This window comes from Nonomuraea sp. NPDC052265, assembly GCF_044547985.1.
In the GTDB taxonomy this organism is placed as follows: domain Bacteria; phylum Actinomycetota; class Actinomycetes; order Streptosporangiales; family Streptosporangiaceae; genus Nonomuraea.
In genome coordinates, this window is sequence record NZ_JBIUBJ010000003.1 from 316,295 (window position 1) to 336,018 (window position 19,724).

Here is a 19,724-nt window from a genome sequence, read left to right on the forward strand (position 1 = left end):
CGAATCCCGTGACACTGCCCCCTCGGCCGCCCCACTTTCCTCCACCCCGGCCATCGCGCCCGTCCGGGAGCCCCTGTTTCACCGGTCTTTCGAACCCTCGACACGCCCATGAGGGTTGACCCGCCCCCCGGCGCCCCCCACCGCACTCCACCGCCCTGACCTGCGGTAACGCAACGGAAACTGATGATGAAGACGGTTCGAATCAGTTGACGGTGGGGAGAAGTGGAGTATGGTGGTGCGCAGTGGAGGGCCCGGTGCGCCAGCGCTGAGCGCTTCGCTGAGGCACGGGAGGTGGCGCCGATGTTCCTCGGCACCCATCAACCGCGTCTTGACGACAAGGGACGGCTGTTCCTGCCGGCTAAGTACCGTGAGGAGCTGGCGGAGGGTCTTGTGATCACCAAAGGCCAGGAGCGATGCCTCTACGTCTTTCCAGTAGAGGAGTTCCAGCGCATAACCGAGGCTCTCAGCACCGCCCCGGTCACCGCCAAGGCGGTGCGTGACTACAGCCGCGTCTTCTTCGCCAGCGCGTCCGACGAGAAACCAGACAAGCAGGGACGCATCACGATCCCGCAGAGCCTGCGCCAGTACGCCGGCCTGGAACGTGACTGCGTTGTCATCGGGGCCAACACCCGCCTGGAGATCTGGGACTCGCAGGCTTGGGACACCTATCTCAACGCGCAGGAGCAGGCGTTCGCCGATCTGTCGGAGGAGGTGCTGCCAGGGATCTTGTAGTGACCACGGTCGATCCGTCGGTGATGTCGTTCGGCGAGGTCTCCACCCGCAACCACTGCCCGTCAACTGATGCACCTTCCCCGGTGTCAGAGGTCGGGCGTCCACGAAGAGGGTGCGGATGGGGACCTGGCCGGGCGGCGCCGGGTGGGGACCCAGGAATGACTGACGATTGATCGATACGCGTCATCCGCGAGCAGGACGCGAGAGGGGGGTTGGAGATGGACGACAACGTAGGCACGAGCGGTCACGTTCCGGTGATGCTCGACCGCGTACTGGAGCTGCTGGGCCCGGCGCTGTCGGGGCCGGAGCCGGTCGTCGTCGACGCCAACCTCGGCCTCGGCGGCCACTCCGAGGCCCTGCTCGCCGCCTTCCCCTCCCTGCACCTCATCGGGATCGACCGCGACCCGTTCGCGATCGACTTCTCCACCCGCAGGCTCGCCCCCTACGCCGGGCGCACCACGCTGGTCCACGCCTCCTCCGGCGACCTGGCCCAGGTCGTCGCCGATGCCGGGCGTCCCGCCCTCGACGGCGTGCTGTTCGACCTCGGGGTCTCCTCGCCGCAGCTCGACGAGGCCGAGCGCGGCTTCGCCTACTCCTACGACGCCCCGCTCGACATGCGCATGGACACCGACCAGGAGCTGACGGCCGAGCGCGTGGTCAACACCTATCCGGCCGCTGACCTGGCACGAATCCTGCGCGACTACGGCGAGGAACGTTTCGCGCCGAGGGTGGCGGGGCTTATCGTCAAGGAACGCGCCAAGGAGCCCATCACCTCCACCAAACGACTCGCCGACATCGTGCGCGACGCGATCCCCGCGGCGACCAGGCGCACCGGCGGCAATCCCGCCAAGAGGACTTTCCAGGCGCTGCGCATCGAGGTCAACGCGGAGCTGTCCGCCCTGGAGGCGGCGCTGCCCGCGGCACTCGACGCGCTGGTGCTCGGTGGGCGGGTCGTCGTGCTCTCCTACCACTCCCTTGAGGACCGGCTCACCAAGCAGGCCCTCACGGCGCGAACCAAGGACACCAGCCCGCCAGGGCTGCCCGTCCCGCTACCGGCGCACCAGCCGAGGTTCCGCCTGCTGACGAGGGGAGCCGAGCTCCCCGGCGATGAAGAGCTCGCCCGCAACCCGCGGGCGGCCTCGGCCCGGCTACGGGCGGCAGAGAGGATCCGCGTTGACGATTGAGCAGGAGACCGGCCGGGTCACGCCCGTCCGCCGTGCCGTGCCCAAGCCGGGCACGCGCAGGCCGGGCGCCTCGCACCAGACCAAGCCGCGGCCGCGTCCTGACACCGACGTCCGGCGGCCGGCCGCCGCGCGCCCCGGCGAGACCGCCGCGCCCGCGCGCCGTCCCGCCGCGCGGCGATCCTCGACCAAGCGGCAGCGGGCGCCGTTCGTGCTGCTCGTCGTCGGGTTGATGTGCGGTGGGCTGGTGAGCCTGCTGCTGCTCAACATCATGCTCAACCGCGACGCCATCACCGATGCCAAGCTGCGCGAGGAGATCGCGGTGGCCCAGCAGGAGAAGGAAGCGCTCCGGCTGGAGTACGAGCGCAAGATGCAGCCCCAGAACATCGCCGACCGCGCCGAGGCGCAGGGCTACCACCTGGACAAGAACCTGCGGTCCTGGAACGCGGGCGACCCGAGTGCCCAGGCGGTCCCGGAGCGGTGAGGGATTCAGGCGGCAGGGGACAGGGTCCCGGCCGCGGCGCCGGCGGCGCCGGCTCTCCTGGAGGGCCCGGCGCCGCTCGTCGTACGCCGGGCGGCCCGGGGCGGGCGGGGCGAGGGGGCTCTTCCCGCTCTGAGGGGGCAGGCCGCCCGGCGTCGCCGGACGACCCGCCGCGCAAGCGGCCCCCGGACCCGTTCGACCTGCCGTTCGACGACGACCTGAGAGGGCGCCGGCCGCAGGACCCCGGCGACGACGCGCGCGACAGCGCCCGCCGCGACTCGGCGGGCGGCCCCCGCGGCCGGCAGCGCCGCGACGACGGCGACCGCGCGCGGCCCCGCGACGACGACGAGGGCACCCGCTCGCGCCGCGACCCGGGCGACGGCCCCCGCCCCCGCCGCCGCTCCCGCGACGACTCCGGCGGCTCCCGCGGCCGCGCCGCCTCCCAGGGGCGCGACGACGACGACCGCCCGCGCGGGCGGTCCCCCCAGAGCCGGGACGACAGCGACCGGGCCCGCGGACGCACCCCCCAAGGGCGGGACGACAGCGACCGGGCCCGCGGACGCGCGTCCCAGGGGCGGGACGAGGGCGCCCGGGGCGGGGGGCCGCAGGAGCGGCTACGCCGGCGTGGCGACGGCCCCGGCCCCGACCAGGCACGCGGCTCCAGAGCCGACCAGGCGCGGGGTTCCCGGTCCGACCAGTCGCGTGGTTCCGGACCCGGCCAGTCGCGCGGCACCAGGCCGGAGCAGACGCGGAGCTCCAGGACGAGCCAGGCGCGCGGTTCCGCGTCCGGCCAGGCCCGCACCTCGGGGCTCGACCAGGCGCGCGGGCGCGAGCGCGGCGTGCTGCGCCGGGACGCGGACGTGCCGCCCCCCAGGGGCCCGCGCCGTCCGCCCACCCCGCCGCGCCCGCCGAGGCCCCCGCTGGTGCTGCGACTGGGCAGCCCGCGCAGGCGCATCAACATCGGACTCATCGGCATGACGTTCGTTCTGTCGATCTTCGCCGGGCGGCTGATCCAGATGCAGGGCCTCGACTCCAAGGTCTACGAGGCCGCCGCGGTCGGCCAGCGCCAGCACGTCGAGGAGATCCCCGCCAAGCGCGGCACGATCACCGACGTCAACGGCAACGCGCTGGCCCGTACGTCGGAGGCCCGCGAGGTGTCGATCGACCCTTCCAAGGTGCCCGCGGGCGTCCGCGCCAACGTGGCCGCGATCCTGGCCAGGCAGCTCGGCAAGACCGTCGAGGAGATGACCGCCAAGCTGTCCAGGACCGAGAGCCGCTACCAGCTCCTGGCCAGAGACGTCGACCCGGTCGTGGCCACGCGCCTGCTCCAGGCCCGCGTGCCCGCCCTCAGCGCGAAGAAGACCTACCGCCGCGACTACCCGGCCGGCGACCTGGCCGGCAGCCTCATCGGCTTCGTCGGCGACGAGGGCAACGGCCTGGGCGGCATGGAACAGGCCAAGAACAGGATCCTGGCCGGCCGCGACGGCAAGCAGCGGGTCGAGACGGGCCGCGACGGCCTGCGCATCCCCATGACCAGCAGCGAGCGCACCGCGCCCGTCAACGGCCAGGACGTGCGGCTCACCATCGACCGCGACATCCAGTGGGCCGCCCAGAAGTCGGTCGCCGACCAGGTACGCGAGTCGGGCGCGAGCAGCGGCGCGGTGATCGTCATGGACGTGCGGACCGCCCAGATCGTCGCCATGGCCAACGCGCCCGAGCTCGACCTGGGCAACTGGCGCAGGGCTCCCGAGTCCTCCTACATCAACAAGGCCGCCGCGGACGTGTTCGAGCCCGGCAGCACCAACAAGGTGATCACCGCCGCCGCCGCGCTGGAGGCCAAGGAGGTTACCCCCGACACGGTGTTCCAGGTGCCCGACAACATCAAGTGCGCCGACCGGGTGCTGCGCGACGCCCACCCCCACAAGCCCGAGGCGATGACCTTCCGGCAGGCCATGGCCCAGTCCAGCAACGTGGCCACGATCATGGCCGCCCGCAAGGTCGGCAGCGAGCGCCTGTACACGATGCTCAGGGCGTTCGGGTTCGGCACGACCCCGGCGGGCGGCGTGCCGAACGCCGAGGCGGGCCTGCTGCCCAACTACAAGAACTGGTCGGGCAGCCAGAGCTGCACGGTCGCCTACGGCCAGGGCGTGTCGGTGACCGCCCTGCAGACGGCCAGCGTCTACCAGACCATCGCCAACGGCGGCGTACGCGTCGATCCGCAGATCGTGGCGGGCACCAGCGACGCGACCGGCAGGTTCGTCCCGGCTCCCGCGGGCAAGCAGACCAGAGTGGTGAGCGAGACGACGGCCAAGGAGATCACGACCATGCTGGAGACGGCGGTGAGCGCCGAGGGCACCGGCGCGCTGGCCGCCATCCCCGGCTACCGGGTGGCGGGCAAGACCGGCACGGCCGACCGCTACGACGCCGAGCTGGGCCGCTACGACGGCTACACGGCCTCCTTCGTCGGGTTCGCGCCCGCGGACGCGCCCCGGCTGGTGGTGCTCTCGGTGCTCCAGAACCCCAAGAACGGCCATTTCGGCGGCCAGCTCGCGGCCCCCGTGTTCAAGGATGTGATGACGTTCGCCATCAAGAGCAGGAAGATTCCTCCCACAGGCTCGGACGCGTCACCGGTGCGTACGCGCGCGGGACAGTGAGCAGGGAAGGTACGCTCTCGCCGTGCGTCCCCCGTCGTCTATGCGTCCCAAGACCAGCCCGCCCCGTCCGCTGACCGGGCTCGCGACCATGCTCGACGCCGATTCCGGCACGTCGAGGTCGCCTCACGCCGCCCTGACCGGCGTCACCATCGATTCCCGTGCCGTGCAACGCGGCGATCTCTACGTGGCGCTGCCGGGCAACCGCGTGCACGGCGCGACCTTCGCCGCCGAGGCGATGGCGCGCGGAGCCGTGGCAGTCCTCACCGACCGGGCCGGGCGGGAGGCGTCCGTGGCCACCGGCCTGCCGGTGCTGATCGTGCCCGACCCGCGCGCGCTGCTCGGGCAGGTCTCCTCCTGGGTCTACGGCCAGCCGGCCCACGACGTCCAGGTGATCGGGGTGACCGGCACGAGCGGCAAGTCCACCACCACGTTCATGCTGGAGGCCGGGCTGAAGGCGGCGGGTCACACGACGGGCCTGGTCGGCGGCGTCGAGATCCACGCCGGAGACCTCGCCTTCGAGCCCACCCTGACCACGCCCGAGGCCCCGCAGCTGCACGCCCTGTTCGCGCTGATGCGCGAGCAGGGGGTCACCGCGGCCACCATGGAGGTCTCCAGCCACGCGCTGGCGCTCGGCCGGGTCGACGGCGTCTTCTACGACGTCGCGCTGTTCACCAACCTCTCCCAGGACCACCTCGACTTCCACAAGGACTTCGAGGACTACTTCGCCACCAAGGTCAGGCTGTTCCAGCCCGAGCTGAGCCGCGTCGGCGTGACCAACATCGACGACCCGCACGGCCGGGAGCTGCTGCACCGGGCCAAGGTGCCGATGACCACGTTCTCGGCGCTCGGCGCCCCCGAGGCGGAGTGGCGGGCGATGGAGGTCAGGCTCGGCGCCGACGGCAGCGCGTTCCGGGTGGCCGGCCCCGGCGGGGTCGAGGCCGACGCGCAGATCTCGCTGCCGGGGCCGTTCAACGTCGCCAACGCGCTCGGCGCGATCGTCTGCCTGGTGGAGTCGGGGGTGCCGCTCCAGACCGCCGTGCACGGCGTGGGCACCCTCACCGGGGTCCCCGGGCGCATGCAGCGCATCACCTCCGCCGAGGAGGAGTTCCAGGCGCTCGTGGACTACTCCCACAAGCCGGGCGCCGTGGAGTCGGTGCTGCGCTCGCTGCGGGAGGTGACCGCGGGCACGCTGACGATCGTCCTGGGCTGCGGCGGCGACCGCGACACCGGCAAACGCCCGCTCATGGGCGAGATCGCCGCCCGGCTGGCCGATGTGGCGATTTTCACCAACGACAACCCGCGCTCGGAGGATCCGCTCGCCATCCTGGCCGCGATGATGGAGGGAGCGCTCGGCGTTCCGTCCCGCGACCGCGCTCATGTGATCATTGAGCCCGACCGCGCGGCCGCCATCGACCTGGCCGTCGGCCGGGCCGGCCGCGGCGACGTGATCGTCGTGGCGGGCAAGGGTCACGAGCAGGGCCAGTACGTCTCAGGCGAAGTGATCCCCTTCGACGACCGCGAAGTGGTCGCCGAGGCGATCGACGCACGCAAGGAAAGCAGGAAGCACCGATGATCCCGTTGCCTCTGGCCAGGATCGCCGAGATAACCTCGGGCGCCCTGTCGGGCATGGCAGACCCCCGCGCCGTGGTGCGCGGGCCCGTAGTGATCGACTCACGGGCGGTGGAACCGGGATCCCTGTTCGTCGCCCTCGCCGGAGAGCGGGTCGACGGCCACGACTACGCCGCGCAGGCGATCCGGGCCGGAGCGGTCGCCGTCCTGGCCTCCAGGCCGGTCGACGCGCCCGCGGTGATCGTCCCCGACGCCGCGGTCGCCCTGGCCGAGCTGGCCGCCGCGCAGACCGCCTCGCTGCCGCAGGCCACCGTGATCGGCGTGACCGGCTCGGCCGGCAAGACCAGCACCAAAGACCTGCTGGCCAGGCTGGCCGGCCGGATGGGGCCGACCATCGCGCCCGTGGGCAGCTTCAACAACGAGCTCGGCCACCCGCTGACCGTGCTGCGCGCCGACGTCGACACCCGGTTCATGGTGCTCGAACTGGCCGCCCGCAACATCGGCCACATCAAGGACCTCACCCGCATCGCGCCGCCCACGATCGGCGTGGTGCTCAACGTCGGCACCGCGCACCTCGGCGTGTTCGGCGGCAAGGAGGCCATCGCCAAGGCCAAGGGCGAGCTGGTGGAGGCGCTGCCGCGCACCGGGGTGGCGGTGCTCAACGCCGACGACCCGCTGGTGTCGCAGATGGCCTCGCGCACCGACGCGCGGGTGACGTACTTCGGGCGCGGCGAGGGCGCGGCCATCCGGGCCGAGGAGGAGACGGTCGACGCGCGCGGGCGGGCCTCGTTCCTGTTGCGCACGCCGTCCGGGGCCGCGCAGGTCACGCTTCAGCTCTACGGCGCGCACGCCGTGGAGAACGCCCTGGCCGCCGCCGCCGCGGCCTACGAGCTCGGCCTGCCGGTCGCCACGATCGCCGAGGAGCTGTCGGAGGCCACGCCGCGCAGCCGCTGGCGCATGGAGGTCACCGACCGCCCCGACGGTGTCACGGTCGTCAACGACGCCTACAACGCCAACCCCGACTCGATGCGGGCCGCGTTCGACATGTTCGGGGTGATGGGACGGGAGCGGCGGCGGTTCGCGGTCATCGCGGCGCTGCGCGAGCTGGGCGAGGAGAGCGCGGCGCTCAACGCCGAGCTGGGGCGGCTGGCGGGCGGTTCGGGCCTGACGGGCCTGGTCGTCGTCGGGCCGGACGCGGGCCCGGTGCTGGAGGGCGCGAACGGGGCGCTGTCGGCCGCCGCGGGACCGCCGGGTGGCGGAGGGCCATATGCTCCCCAGATGACCCGGATCGTACACGTCCCTGATGCCGAGGCTGCGGCGGCCGCACTGGCCGGCCTGCTGCGCCCCGGCGACGCGGTGCTCGTCAAGGGCCCCCGCGCGATGGGCCTGGAACGCACGGCGGAACTCCTTCTCGGGGGTGCCGCTCAGTGATCAACATCGTCATCGCCGGCGCGGTGGGCCTGGTCCTGTCGATGCTGGGGACCCCCTTGGCGATCAGGCTGTTCTCACGCCGCGGCTACGGCCAGGAGATCCGCGAGGAGGGCGTGCAGGCCCACCTCGGCAAGCGGGGCACCCCCACCATGGGCGGCATCGTGTTCGTGCTGGCCGCGCTGCTGGCCTACGGCGGCTCCCACCTGGCCACGCTCACGCCGCCGACGGTGTCGGGCATGCTCGTGCTGTTCCTGATGACCGGCCTCGGCGCGGTCGGGTTCCTCGACGACTTCATCAAGATCTACAAGCAGCGCAGCCTGGGCCTGCGCAGCGGCGCCAAGGCCCTCGGCCAGCTCGTCGTCGGCGCCGTGTTCGCCGTGCTGATCACCCGCCAGCCCAACGTCTACGGCATCACCCCCGCCGAGACCCGGCTGTCGTTCCTGCGCGACATCGGCCCCTCGATCGGCATCGTCGGCTTCACCATCTGGGTGCTGTTCATGATCGTCGGGTTCTCCAACGCCGTGAACCTCACCGACGGCCTCGACGGCCTGGCCAGCGGCGCGACCGGCGTCGTGCTGGGCGCGTACGTGCTGATCGGCAACTGGCAGCTGCGCAACAACTGCATCGACCAGCTCGGCCCCAACTGTTACTGGGTACGCGACCCCCTCGACCTGTCGGTCGTGGCCGCGGCCGTGCTGGGGGCGCTGGTCGGGTTCCTGTGGTGGAACGCGCCGCCGGCGAAGATCTTCATGGGCGACACGGGCTCGCTGGCCCTGGGCGGCGTGCTGGCCGGGCTGGCCATCGCCACCCGTACGCAGCTCCTGCTGATCATCCTGGCCGGCCTGTGCGTGATCATCACGGCGTCCGTCATCATCCAGGTCGGGTTCTTCAAGATGACCGGTAAACGGGTGTTCAGGATGGCGCCGCTGCAACACCACTTCGAGCTGAAGGGCTGGGCCGAGACCACGATCGTGGTGCGGTTCTGGCTGATCGCCGGGCTCTGCGCGGCGCTCGGGCTCGGCCTGTTCTACGTCGAGTGGATGCCCAAGTCATGACGCTCACGTGCGTGGCCGGGCTCGGCGTCTCCGGCACCGCGGTGGCCGAGGTGCTGGCCGGGCGCGGCGAGCGGGTCGTGGTCGTGGAGGCCGTGGAGGGCGAGCGGCAGCTCGCCGCCGCGGCCGGACTGGCCCGGGCCGGGGTCGAGACCAGGTTCGGCGAGATGGTGCTGCCCGAGGGCGTGACCAGGCTCGTCACCACCGGCTGGGCGCCGCACCACCCGCTGATCGCCGCCGCGCTGGCCGCCGGCGTCGAGGTCGTCGGCGAGGTGGAGCTGGCCTGGCGGCTGCGCCCGCCGCACGCGGCCCCCTGGCTCGCGCTGACCGGCACCAACGGCAAGACCACCGCCGTACGCATGCTCACCTCGATCCTGGTGGCCGCCGGGCGCGACGCCCTGGCCGTGGGGAACGTGGGCGTCCCGGTCGTACGCGCCGTCGCCGAGCCGTACGACGCCCTGGCCGTCGAGCTGTCCAGCTTCCAGCTCCACTGGTCCAGCACCCTGGCCCCGCACGCGGCGGCGATCCTGAACATCGCCCCCGACCACCTCGACTGGCACGGCTCGATGGCCGAGTACGCCGCCGCCAAGGGCCGCATCTACGAACGCGCCGGCACCGTGATCTACAACGCCGACGACCCCGAGTGCGCCCGCCTGGCCGAGCCCTACGAGGGCGCCGTCGGCTTCACGCTGCGGGTGCCGCGCAGCGGTCAGCTCGGCCTGGTCGAGGACCTGCTGGTCGACCGGGCGTTCGTGGACGACCCGGTGGAGGCGGCAGAAGAGCTGGCCACGCTGGCCGACATCCACCCGCCGGCCCCCCACAACGTGGCCGACGCCCTGGCCGCCGCCGCCCTGGCCCGCTCGCTCGGCGTGCCGTCCGAGGCCGTGCGCCTGGGGCTGCGCGCCTTCAAGCCCGACCCCCACCGCCTGTCCCACGTCGACCGGGTCGGCGACGTGGACTACGTCGACGACTCCAAGGCCACCAACCCGCACGCCGCCGCCGCCGCGCTGAGCGCCTACCCGTCGATCGTGTGGGTGGCGGGCGGTCAGCTCAAGGGCGCCGACGTCGACGACCTGGTCCGGCGGGCCGCGCCCCGGCTGCGCGGCGCGGTGCTGCTGGGCGCCGACCGCGCGGCGATCGCCGAAGCACTCGCGCGACACGCGCCGAATGTCCCCGTCGTGGACATCCCGGGCCAAGACACTGGTGTGATGGACACCGTCGTCACCGAAGCCGCGCGCCTGGCCTCGCCCGGGGACACCGTGCTGCTCTCCCCCGCGGGCGCCTCACTCGACATGTTCCCCGGCTACCCGGCGCGAGGGGAGGCCTTCGCACGTGCCGTCCACGAGCTCAGGCGGCGGCGTGAGCAGTAGCACCGGGACCGCCGGCAGCCGTCCGGCCACGGGTCAGGCCAAAGCTCAGGCCAAAGCTCAGGCCAAGGCTCAGGAAGGCCCGGCCAGCTGGGTCCGTGAGCAGCGCGCCGTGCTGAAGGAGCTGCTCGACAAGCCGCTGACGACCTACTACCTGATCATCATGTGCAGCGCGCTGCTGCTCGCGCTCGGGCTGATGATGGTGTTGTCGGCCTCCGCGATCGAGGCGCAGCAGAAGACCGGCAACCCGTTCTCGTGGTTCATCAAGCAGTCGCTGTCGGCCGGCGTCGGCGTGCCGGTGATGTACGCCTGCTCGCGCCTGCCGCCGAAGTTCTTCCGCTGGGCGGGCTACCCGCTCATGGCGCTGGCGGTGCTGGCGCTGGTCATGGTGCTGTTCATCGGCGAGTCCGAGCTGGGCGCGCAGCGGTGGATCTACCTCGGCCCGTTCACCCTCCAGCCGTCCGAGCCGGCCAAGCTGGCGCTCGTGCTGTGGGGGGCCGACCTGCTGGCCAGACGGGCCAGACAGGGCCGGATCGAGTGGCGGCAGATGCTGATCCCGCTCATGCCCGGCACCGCGATCCTGGTCGTCATGGTCCTGCTCGGCCGCGACCTCGGCACCACCCTCGTGCTCTTCATGATCTTCCTGTCGCTGCTGTGGGTGGTGGGGGCGCCGGTCAAGCTGTTCGGCGGCATCCTGGCGCTGGCGGTGCTGGCCGCGGTCATCATGATCAAGGTGGAGCCGTACCGGATGGCGCGCATCGGGGCCTTCCTCGACCCGTGGGCCGACGCCCAGGGCGCCGGCTACCAGGCCGTCCAGGGGCAGATCGCGATGGGCTCGGGCGGCTGGTTCGGGCTCGGGCTCGGCAGCAGCCGCCAGAAGTGGAGCTGGCTGCCCCACGGCGAGAGCGACTTCATCTTCGCCATCCTCGGCGAGGAGCTGGGGCTGATGGGCACGCTGATGGTGGTGGCGCTGTTCGGCCTGCTCGGCTACGCGGGCCTGCGGGTGGCGGTCCGGGTCAACGACGGCTTCGTCCGCCTGGCCGCGGCCGCCATGGTGGCCTGGATCGTCGGGCAGGCGACCGTCAACATGGGCGCGGTGCTCGGCGTGCTGCCCATCACCGGCATCCCGCTGCCGTTGGTCTCCTACGGAGGATCGTCGCTGCTCCCCACGCTGGCGGCGCTGGGCATCCTGCTGTCGTTCGCCAAACGCGAGCCCGGCGCGCGTGAAGCCTTGGCCGCGCGTGGCCCCGGACCCGCCGCACGGGGCCTAAGCTGGCTTGGCCTGGGGGGTACGTCCAGAGGCCGAGTGAGACGTTAGGGAGTGACCGAGATGAGGGTGGTCCTCGCCGGTGGGGGGACGGCCGGGCACATCGAGCCCGCGCTCGCCCTTGCGGACGCGCTGCGCCATCTTGACCGGAGCGTCGGCATCACCTGCGTGGGCACCGAGCGCGGCCTGGAGACGCGGCTCGTGCCCGCCAGGGGCTACGAACTCGAACTGGTGCCGGCCGTGCCGCTGCCCAGGGCGATCACCCCGAGCCTGCTGACCGTGCCGGGCCGGCTGGCCGGGGCGATCAACGCCGTGTCCGGGGTGCTCGACCGGGTCGGCGCCGACATCCTGGTCGGCTTCGGCGGCTACGTCGCCACGCCCGCCTACCTGGCGGCCAAGCGCAAGGGCCTGCCGATCGTCGTCCACGAGGCCAACCCCCGTCCCGGCCTGGCCAACCGGCTGGGCGCCCGGCTGACCGACCACGTCTTCACCGGCTTCCCCGACGCCTCCCTGCCCAAGGCCGAGTTCATCGGCACCCCGCTGCGCCGCGAGATCGTCACGCTCGACCGGCTGTCCACCGGCGACAAGGCGCGCTCCTGGTTCGGGCTGGAGAACGACCGGCCCACGCTGCTGGTGTTCGGCGGCTCCCAGGGCGCCAGGTCGCTCAACGACGCCGCGCTGACCGCCGCGCCGGTGCTGCGCCGGGCCGGCATCCAGGTGCTGCACGTGATCGGCCTGAAGAACACCGTCGAGCACGAGCCGCCGCCCGGCGACCCCCAGTACGTGCTGCTGCCCTACGTCGACCGGATGGACCTCGCCTACGCCGCCGCCGACTTCGCGTTGTGCCGCAGCGGTGCGCTCACCTGCGCCGAGCTGACGGCCGTGGGGCTGCCGGCCGCGTACGTGCCGCTGCCCCACGGCAACGGCGAGCAGGCCGTCAACGCCGAGCGCGTCGTGCGGGGCGGCGGCGGCCTGATGGTCGACGACTCCGACCTGTCACCCGATTGGATCATCCAGAACGTGCTGCCCATCCTCCACGACCCCGAACGGGTCGCCGTCATGTCGGAGGCCGCCTCCCGGCTGGGGCGCAAGGACGCCGATATCATGCTTGCCAGGAAAGTGTTGGAGATAGCCCGATGAGTCTCGTCAAGCTGGTCGATCCCGTAGCCGTCGAAGAGCTCGGCCGCGTGCACTTCATCGGCATCGGCGGCGCGGGCATGTCGGGCATCGCCCGCATCCTGCTCAAGCGCGGCGTCCGCGTCACCGGCAGCGACGCGCGCAGCTCCGAGCTGGTGACCGAGCTGCGCGAGCTGGGCGCCACCGTGCACATCGGGCACGCCGCCTCCCACATCAGAGACGTCGACACCGTGGTCGTCTCCACCGCCATCCGCGACTCCAACCCCGAGCTGGGCGAGGCGCTCAAGCAGGGGCTGCGGATCATCCCGCGGGCCGCCGCGCTGGCCTCGGTGATGGCCGGCCGCACCGGCGTGGCCATCGCCGGCACCCACGGCAAGACCACCACCACCTCCATGCTGACCGTGGCGCTGCAGAAGTGCGGCGCCGAGCCGTCCTACTGCGTGGGCGGCCAGCTCGTCACCACCGGGCTCGGCGCCGACGAGGGCACGGGCCGGGTGTTCGTGGCCGAGGCCGACGAGAGCGACGGCTCCTTCCTCATGCTGGCCCCCGACATCGCCGTGGTGACCAACGTCGAGGCCGACCACCTCGACAACTACGGCGACCCGCGGGCGGTGCACGACAGCTTCGCCCGCTTCGCCGACCGGGTGGGCTCGCTGCTCATCCTCTGCGCCGACGACCCGGGGTCCGCAGAGCTGGCCGGGCGGGCGCGCGAGCGCGGGCTGCGGGTCAAGACCTACGGCGAGCGCGGCGACGACTACCGGGTGACCGGCGTGCGGCCCGACGGCTTCGGCACGGTCTTCTCCATCGAGGGCAGGGGAGACGTGCGGCTGGCCGTCCCCGGGGCGCACAACGCCCTCAACGCCACCGCCGCCATCGCCGTGGCCGACGAGCTGGGGCTGGCGTTCGAGGACATCAGAGACGGCCTGGCGGCCTTCACGGGGGCCAAGCGGCGCTTCGAGGCCAAGGGCGAGGCGGGCGGCGTCGCGGTGTTCGACAGCTACGCCCACCACCCGACCGAGCTGGCCGCCGACCTGCGGGCCGCGCGCGACGTCGTGGCCTCCTACTCGGGCACGGGCCGGGTCATCGCGATCTTCCAGCCCCACCTCTACTCGCGCACCCGCTTCTTCGCCGACGAATTCGGCGCCGCGCTCGCGCTGGCCGACGAGGTCATCGTGCTCGACGTCTACGGCGCGCGGGAGGATCCCGAGCCCGGCGTGTCCGGCGCGATGGTGGCCGGGCGCGTGCCGCTGCCCGCCGAGCGGGTGGCCTACGCCCCCGACCGGGCGGCGGTGCCCGATCTGGTGGCCGGGCGGGCGCGTCCCGGTGACATCGTGCTCACGATGGGGGCGGGCGACGTGACCGAGCTCGGGCCGCAACTCGTGGCGCGCCTGTCCTGAGCCGTACGGGCGTGGCGGGCGGGTGCCGGGCGGCCCGGCGTCGTACGTTCGAAGCCGGCGTACGAGGAGGGCGATGAAGGCGCGTAACGCGTTCCTGGTGCTGTTGACGGCGGGGGTGGTCGGCTCGGCCGCCTGGCTGGTGTTCTTCTCGCCGGTGCTGGGCGTGCGGTCGATCGAGATCGTGGGAAATCTCACAGTGACCAGCGAGCACATCAAGCAGCAGGCCGCCGTGCCCGACCTGCACCCGCTGGCCACGGTCGACCTGGCCGACGTCCAGACGCGGGTGCTCGGCATCCGGCAGCTCGCCACGGCGAAGGTCGACCGGGTGTGGCCGGGCACGCTCAAGATCGAGGTGGTCGAGCGCGAGCCCGTCGCCGCGATCCCCGCCGGCGGCCGGTTCGCGGTCGTCGACAAGCAGGGCGTGGTGATCGAGGTCAAGGACACGTTGCCGTTCATGCTGCCGTTGCTCAAGGTCGACCGGCCGGCCGCGGGCGACCCGGCCACCATGGCGGCGCTCCAGGTCGTCCAGGCGCTGCCGCCGGTGGTGGCGGGCAAGGTCCGGCAGGTGCGCGCGCCCTCGGCCGAGGGCGTGACGCTGGAGCTGTCCGACGGCCGCACCGTCCTGTGGGGCGGCGCCGACAGGCCGGAGGAGAAAGGCCGCATCCTGGTCTCGCTCCTGGGCCGCAAGGCCACCCTGTACGACGTCAGCTCTCCCGACGTCGTCACCTTGAAGTGATCACGAGTGTCAGGGTCTGGCAACTCCGTGGCAAGGGCATCGCGTGCCTGTGCGAGGTGGGGGTCGCGGCGTGAGAGCCTGTAGATCGGACCTTCGGCAGAGGAAGGCCCCGACCAGGCACGACTTCGGAGCGAACCGGACAGCCCGCGACACGCCGGACGTGCTTGCGGCGCGGTTAGTTGACCCGCCTGGTAGGGGACTCCTACTGTCCGTATCAATCCTCAGGTTGACATAAATCTAAATCTCAACCTGAGGTTGAGAGTTACGAAAACTGAGAAAAAGCGGAGACGATCCGCACCGAAATGGCAAGTCAACGAGCGGAAAGGCCCCTCGTCGTGGCAGCACCGCAGAACTACCTCGCGGTCATCAAGGTCGTCGGCATCGGCGGCGGCGGAGTGAACGCCGTCAACCGGATGATCGAAGAGGGACTCAAGGGCGTCGAGTTCATCGCCATAAACACCGACGCCCAGGCGCTGCTGATGAGTGACGCCGATGTGAAACTCGACGTGGGCCGCGAGCTCACGCGCGGACTGGGCGCCGGAGCCAACCCCGACGTGGGGCGCAAGGCGGCCGAAGACCACCGTGAGGAGATCGAGGAGGTCCTCAAGGGGGCCGACATGGTCTTCGTCACGGCCGGCGAGGGCGGTGGCACGGGCACCGGCGGCGCGCCGGTCGTGGCCAACATCGCCCGCACGCTCGGCGCGCTGACGATCGGCGTGGTGACCCGGCCCTTCAGCTTCGAGGGGCGGCGTCGCGCCTCGCAGGCCGAGGCCGGGATAGAGACGCTGCGCGACGAGGTCGACACCCTCATCGTGATCCCCAACGACCGCCTGCTGTCGATCTCCGACCGGCAGGTGAGCGTGCTCGACGCGTTCAAGGCGGCCGACCAGGTGCTGCTGTCCGGTGTCCAGGGCATCACCGACCTGATCACCACGCCCGGCCTGATCAACCTCGACTTCGCCGACGTCAAGTCGGTCATGTCGGGCGCGGGCTCGGCGCTCATGGGCATCGGCCACGCGCGTGGCGACGACCGGTCGGTCGCCGCCGCCGAGATGGCGGTCTCCAGCCCGCTGCTGGAGGCGAGCATCGACGGCGCCCACGGCGTGCTGCTGTCGATCGCGGGCGGCTCCGACCTCGGCCTGTTCGAGATCAACGAGGCGGCCCAGCTCGTCTCGATGGCCGCCGCGCCCGACGCCAACATCATCTTCGGCACGGTCATCGACGACGCCCTCGGGGACGAGGTGCGGGTCACGGTGATCGCGGCGGGGTTCGACGACGTGCCGCCGCCGGTCGAGAAGCCGCTGCCGAGGCCCGCGGCCCGGCCGGCCGCGCAGCCCGCGGCGCCGGTGTCCTCCTCGGCCCTGCGGCCCGGCGTCCCGGCCTCGCCCAGCGTGAAGTCCGAGCCGCCCGCGCCGCGTCCCGAGCCGCGTCCGGAGCCGCGTGCCGAGCTTCGGTCGGAGCCCCGCCAGGAGTTCCGCGCCGAGCCCAGGCCGGAGCCGCGTCCCGAGCCGCGCCAGGAGTTCAGGCCCGAGCCCCGGCAGGAGTTCCGCCCGGAGCCGCGTCCCGAGCCGCGCGAGTTCAGGCCGGAGCCGCGTCCTGAGCCGGTGCGCCCGGTGGAGTCGGTCCAGCCCGCGGAGCCCGTCGCCGCCGCACTCGGTGACGACGAGCCCCAGGCCCCCGTCTCGATCCCGAGGCCCACGCCCGAACCGGCCAACCCGCCCACGCCCATCACCTCCCGCATGTCGGAGCCTCCCAAACGTCCTCGGGTGATCTTCGAGGAGCAGGAGGAAGAGCTCGACGTCCCCGACTTCCTCAAGTAGCTCACCACCCACCGCCGCTCCCCGCAGGCATACGGGAGCGGCGCCGTCGTGTGTGCCGGGAACCGACCCGCGGCACGGAAAGGGGGCCATCGTGGCGTACGGCGTACAGGCCGAACTGCGGGACGATGGAGGCAGGGAGAGGGAGAGAGGCGTGCGAAGGGACGAGATCGCTGCCGGTCTCACCGAGATCGAGGCCCGCATCGGCGAGGCCTGCCACGCGGTGGGCCGCGACCGCGGCGAGGTCACCATGATCGCGGTCACCAAGACCAGACCGGCCGACGACGTGCGCATCCTGTGCGAGCTGGGCGTGCGCGACGTCGGCGAGAACCGCGACCAGGAGGCCGCGCCCAAGGCGCACGAGCTGGCCGGCCTGCCGCTCACCTGGCACTTCGTGGGCCAGCTGCAGACCAACAAGGTGCGGTCCGTCGTCGGCTACGCCGACGTGATCCACTCGCTCGACCGCCTCCGGCTGCTGGAGGCGATCAGCAAGGAGGCCGTGCGGCAGGGCCGCAAGGTCGGCTGCCTGATCCAGGTGGCGCTCGACGACGACCCCTCCAGGGGCGGCGCCCGGCCCGCCGACGTGCTCGCGCTGGCCGACGAGGTGGCGCTGGCCGAGGGCGTGTGGCTGGGCGGCGTCATGGCGGTCGCCCCGCTGGGGGTGGAGCCCGCCCGGGCCTTCGCCGTCCTGCGCGATGTCGCCACCCGCGTCCAGGAGCAGCATCCGCGGGCCACGATGGTCTCCGCGGGCATGAGCCAGGACCTCGACGAGGCGGTCGCGTACGGTGCGACACACGTGCGGATCGGTACGGCGTTGCTCGGTCGTCGCTGGCCCTTCGTCAGGTAATGTCCCCTCAAGTGGGCCTTCAGGCCCATGATCAAGTAGAGGTCGATCCGCGGTGAGCTCCAAGGGGGTACGGCTGCCGCCTCGGCCCCGGCGACGGGTCCGAGCGAGTGCGACCATGAGCAGGAGGACGACGTAGCGATGGCCGGCGCGATGCGCAAGATGGCGGTCTACCTCGGTCTCGTGGAGGACGACCGCTACGAGAGGTACGAGACCTACACCGACGAGTACGCCTACGACGACGATGTCCAGCGGACCGGCGAGGAACGGCCCGTGGCGGTCCAGGACCGCGACGAGGAGGCCGACTCGGGGGTGCCCGCGCCCAGGCCCGCCACGACGATCCTGGAGCGCCGTACGACCGACCTGGCGCGCATCACGACCCTCCATCCCAGGACCTACAACGAGGCCCGAACCATCGGAGAGCACTTCCGCGACGGCACCCCGGTCATCATGAATCTGACCGAAATGGTTGACAGCGACGCGAAGCGGCTCGTGGATTTCGCGGCAGGTCTGGTCTTCGGCCTACATGGAAGCATTGAACGTGTTACCAACAAGGTGTTCCTGTTGTCCCCTGCCAATGTCGAGGTGACCGCCGAGGACAAGGCCCGAATCGCGGAACGCGGGTTCTTCAACCAGAGTTAGAGTCTCTGTATGTCCATCGCACCCAACCGGGTCCACGCGCGGCCGGGAGGGCACACCAGAAGTGGAGGCGCGGCCGGGCCGTGGAGATCGTGAGTGGGATCTTGGTCGTAGTCCTGTCTCTGTATTTGGTACTGCTCATCGGCAGGATGATCTTTGAGACGGTGCAGGCGTTCGCCCGGCAGTGGCGGCCTTCCGGGGTCGTGCTGGTGCTGGCCGAGGCCACATACACCGCGACCGACCCACCTCTCAAGTTCCTCCGCCGTTTCATTCCCCCGCTCCGGTTGGGTACGGTGGCCTTTGACCTGAGCTTCACTGTCCTGTTCATCGTCGTCCTGATCTTGATCCAGATCGCTGGGTCACTGGGCGGCCGGTGAGGCGGGCTGGTGGGGTGCCGGTCGTGATCCAACTCGTGTCCGCGCTGAAGTGATTCGGGTTCACCGTCCCTCCGGACAGACTCCAAGCGCGCCAAGGAGACCAAAAAATGCCGCTGACGCCCGCTGATGTGCGGAACAAGCAGTTCAGTACCACCCGGCTGCGGCCGGGCTACGACGAGGAGGAGGTCGATGCCTTCCTCGACGAGGTGGAGGCTGAGCTCGACCGCCTGATCCAAGAGAACGAGGAGCTACGCGCCAAACTGGCCGAGTGCCTGCGTGGGAAGGTGCCGGGCGGCATGGGCATGCCCATGGCCTCCGCTCCCGTCCAGGAGCAGCCCAAGCCGGAGATGATGGCGCCGCCGCAGCCGGAGCCCATGCGGGCCCCCGAGCCGCAGCCGATGCGAGCCCCCGAGCCGCAGCCCGTGGCCATGAGCATGCCTCCCGCCGAGGACAACATGGACACCGCGGCCCGCGTGCTGGCCCTCGCCCAGCAGACCGCCGACCAGGCGATCTCCGACGCCCGCCGGGAGGCGGACGAGACGGTGACCCGCGCCCGCCGCGAGGCCGACGAGATCCTCACCAAGGCCCGCCGCCAGGCCGAGCAGGTCATCGGCGACGCCCGCGCCCGCGCCGAGACGCTTGAGCGCGACGCGCAGGAGCGCCACCGCCAGGCGATGGGCTCGCTGGTGCAGACCCGCGACGAGCTCGAGCGCAAGGTCGAGGAGCTGCGCAGCTTCGAGCGCGAATACCGCAGCCGGCTCAAGCTCTACCTGGAGAACCAGCTCGCCGAGCTCAACGTCTCCGCCGAGGGCAGCGGTGGGTTCCCGGTCATGTCCGGTCCGCAGGGGCAGGCTCCCGCCATGTCGCACGCGGTTCCCCAGGGTGGCCAGCAGCCTCTTCCCGGTGGTCCCAACCCGTTCGGCGGCGAGGCTCCGCAAGGCGCTTTCCCTGGCAGCGACGGTCCGCACAACGACCGCCGGTAAAGTAACGGGTCACTTGGACCTGTCACTCGAAAGAGCCCCCTGTGATCCTTATCAGTGCTG

Annotated in this window: 17 protein-coding genes; all 17 read left to right on the plus strand. The window is 71.9% G+C overall.

The window, feature by feature from the left end; genetic code table 11:
* Positions 1 to 300 precede the first annotated feature (300 nt).
* A complete protein-coding gene (gene mraZ, locus ACIHAD_RS10965) occupies positions 301 to 732 on the plus strand; it encodes a division/cell wall cluster transcriptional repressor MraZ (RefSeq protein WP_125630494.1) in 432 nt (143 codons plus the stop codon).
* Positions 733 to 950: 218 nt separating this feature from the next.
* Positions 951 to 1,916, plus strand: coding sequence for a 16S rRNA (cytosine(1402)-N(4))-methyltransferase RsmH (gene rsmH / locus ACIHAD_RS10970; protein WP_397354181.1), 966 nt, complete (start codon positions 951 to 953; stop codon positions 1,914 to 1,916).
* A complete protein-coding gene (locus tag ACIHAD_RS10975; protein WP_397354182.1) occupies positions 1,906 to 2,397 on the plus strand; it encodes a hypothetical protein in 492 nt (163 codons plus the stop codon). Before rsmH ends, ACIHAD_RS10975 begins: the two co-directional genes overlap by 11 nt.
* Entirely contained in the window at positions 2,394 to 5,048 is a 2,655-nt protein-coding gene (locus ACIHAD_RS10980; RefSeq protein WP_397354183.1) for a penicillin-binding transpeptidase domain-containing protein, read from the plus strand. Before ACIHAD_RS10975 ends, ACIHAD_RS10980 begins: the two co-directional genes overlap by 4 nt.
* Before the next feature lie 40 nt (positions 5,049 to 5,088).
* Entirely contained in the window at positions 5,089 to 6,621 is a 1,533-nt protein-coding gene (locus ACIHAD_RS10985; RefSeq protein ID WP_397354649.1) for a UDP-N-acetylmuramoyl-L-alanyl-D-glutamate--2,6-diaminopimelate ligase, read from the plus strand.
* The gene (murF, locus tag ACIHAD_RS10990; RefSeq protein ID WP_397354184.1) at positions 6,618 to 8,048 is read left to right on the plus strand and encodes a UDP-N-acetylmuramoyl-tripeptide--D-alanyl-D-alanine ligase; all 1,431 of its coding nucleotides are present in this window, start codon (positions 6,618 to 6,620) and stop codon (positions 8,046 to 8,048) included. The genes ACIHAD_RS10985 and murF overlap by 4 nt, the downstream gene beginning before the upstream one ends.
* On the plus strand, positions 8,045 to 9,103 hold the full coding sequence (mraY, locus tag ACIHAD_RS10995; protein WP_357705384.1) for a phospho-N-acetylmuramoyl-pentapeptide-transferase: 1,059 nt from the start codon (positions 8,045 to 8,047) through the stop codon (positions 9,101 to 9,103). The genes murF and mraY overlap by 4 nt, the downstream gene beginning before the upstream one ends.
* Positions 9,100 to 10,470, plus strand: a complete 1,371-nt coding sequence (gene murD / locus ACIHAD_RS11000; RefSeq protein WP_397354185.1) for a UDP-N-acetylmuramoyl-L-alanine--D-glutamate ligase — start codon at positions 9,100 to 9,102, stop codon at positions 10,468 to 10,470. Before mraY ends, murD begins: the two co-directional genes overlap by 4 nt.
* Positions 10,460 to 11,785 (plus strand): putative lipid II flippase FtsW, encoded by a 1,326-nt coding sequence (gene ftsW, locus ACIHAD_RS11005; RefSeq protein ID WP_397354186.1) that lies wholly within the window; start codon positions 10,460 to 10,462, stop codon positions 11,783 to 11,785. The genes murD and ftsW overlap by 11 nt, the downstream gene beginning before the upstream one ends.
* 12 nt (positions 11,786 to 11,797) lie before the next feature.
* The gene (gene murG, locus ACIHAD_RS11010) at positions 11,798 to 12,874 is read left to right on the plus strand and encodes an undecaprenyldiphospho-muramoylpentapeptide beta-N-acetylglucosaminyltransferase (RefSeq protein WP_397354187.1); all 1,077 of its coding nucleotides are present in this window, start codon (positions 11,798 to 11,800) and stop codon (positions 12,872 to 12,874) included.
* Positions 12,871 to 14,268, plus strand: coding sequence for a UDP-N-acetylmuramate--L-alanine ligase (murC, locus tag ACIHAD_RS11015; RefSeq protein ID WP_397354188.1), 1,398 nt, complete (start codon positions 12,871 to 12,873; stop codon positions 14,266 to 14,268). The genes murG and murC overlap by 4 nt, the downstream gene beginning before the upstream one ends.
* A gap of 73 nt (positions 14,269 to 14,341) precedes the next feature.
* Positions 14,342 to 15,004: a cell division protein FtsQ/DivIB gene (locus ACIHAD_RS11020; RefSeq protein ID WP_397354189.1), complete on the plus strand. Its 663-nt coding sequence runs from the start codon at positions 14,342 to 14,344 to the stop codon at positions 15,002 to 15,004.
* A 335-nt stretch (positions 15,005 to 15,339) separates the two neighbouring features.
* Positions 15,340 to 16,824: a cell division protein FtsZ gene (gene ftsZ, locus ACIHAD_RS11025; protein ID WP_397354190.1), complete on the plus strand. Its 1,485-nt coding sequence runs from the start codon at positions 15,340 to 15,342 to the stop codon at positions 16,822 to 16,824.
* Between the two features lie 151 nt (positions 16,825 to 16,975).
* Positions 16,976 to 17,668 carry a YggS family pyridoxal phosphate-dependent enzyme gene (locus ACIHAD_RS11030; RefSeq protein WP_397354191.1) on the plus strand — a complete coding sequence of 231 codons (693 nt, stop codon included), beginning with the start codon at positions 16,976 to 16,978 and terminating at the stop codon, positions 17,666 to 17,668.
* Positions 17,669 to 17,806: 138 nt separating this feature from the next.
* Positions 17,807 to 18,307, plus strand: a complete 501-nt coding sequence (locus ACIHAD_RS11035; protein ID WP_125630470.1) for a cell division protein SepF — start codon at positions 17,807 to 17,809, stop codon at positions 18,305 to 18,307.
* 80 nt (positions 18,308 to 18,387) lie between these two features.
* Positions 18,388 to 18,681 (plus strand): YggT family protein, encoded by a 294-nt coding sequence (locus tag ACIHAD_RS11040; RefSeq protein ID WP_125630468.1) that lies wholly within the window; start codon positions 18,388 to 18,390, stop codon positions 18,679 to 18,681.
* 107 nt (positions 18,682 to 18,788) lie between these two features.
* Complete coding sequence (locus tag ACIHAD_RS11045; RefSeq protein ID WP_357705392.1) at positions 18,789 to 19,664, plus strand: DivIVA domain-containing protein; 876 nt, start codon at positions 18,789 to 18,791, stop codon at positions 19,662 to 19,664.
* The last annotated feature ends 60 nt before the right edge of the window (positions 19,665 to 19,724 follow it).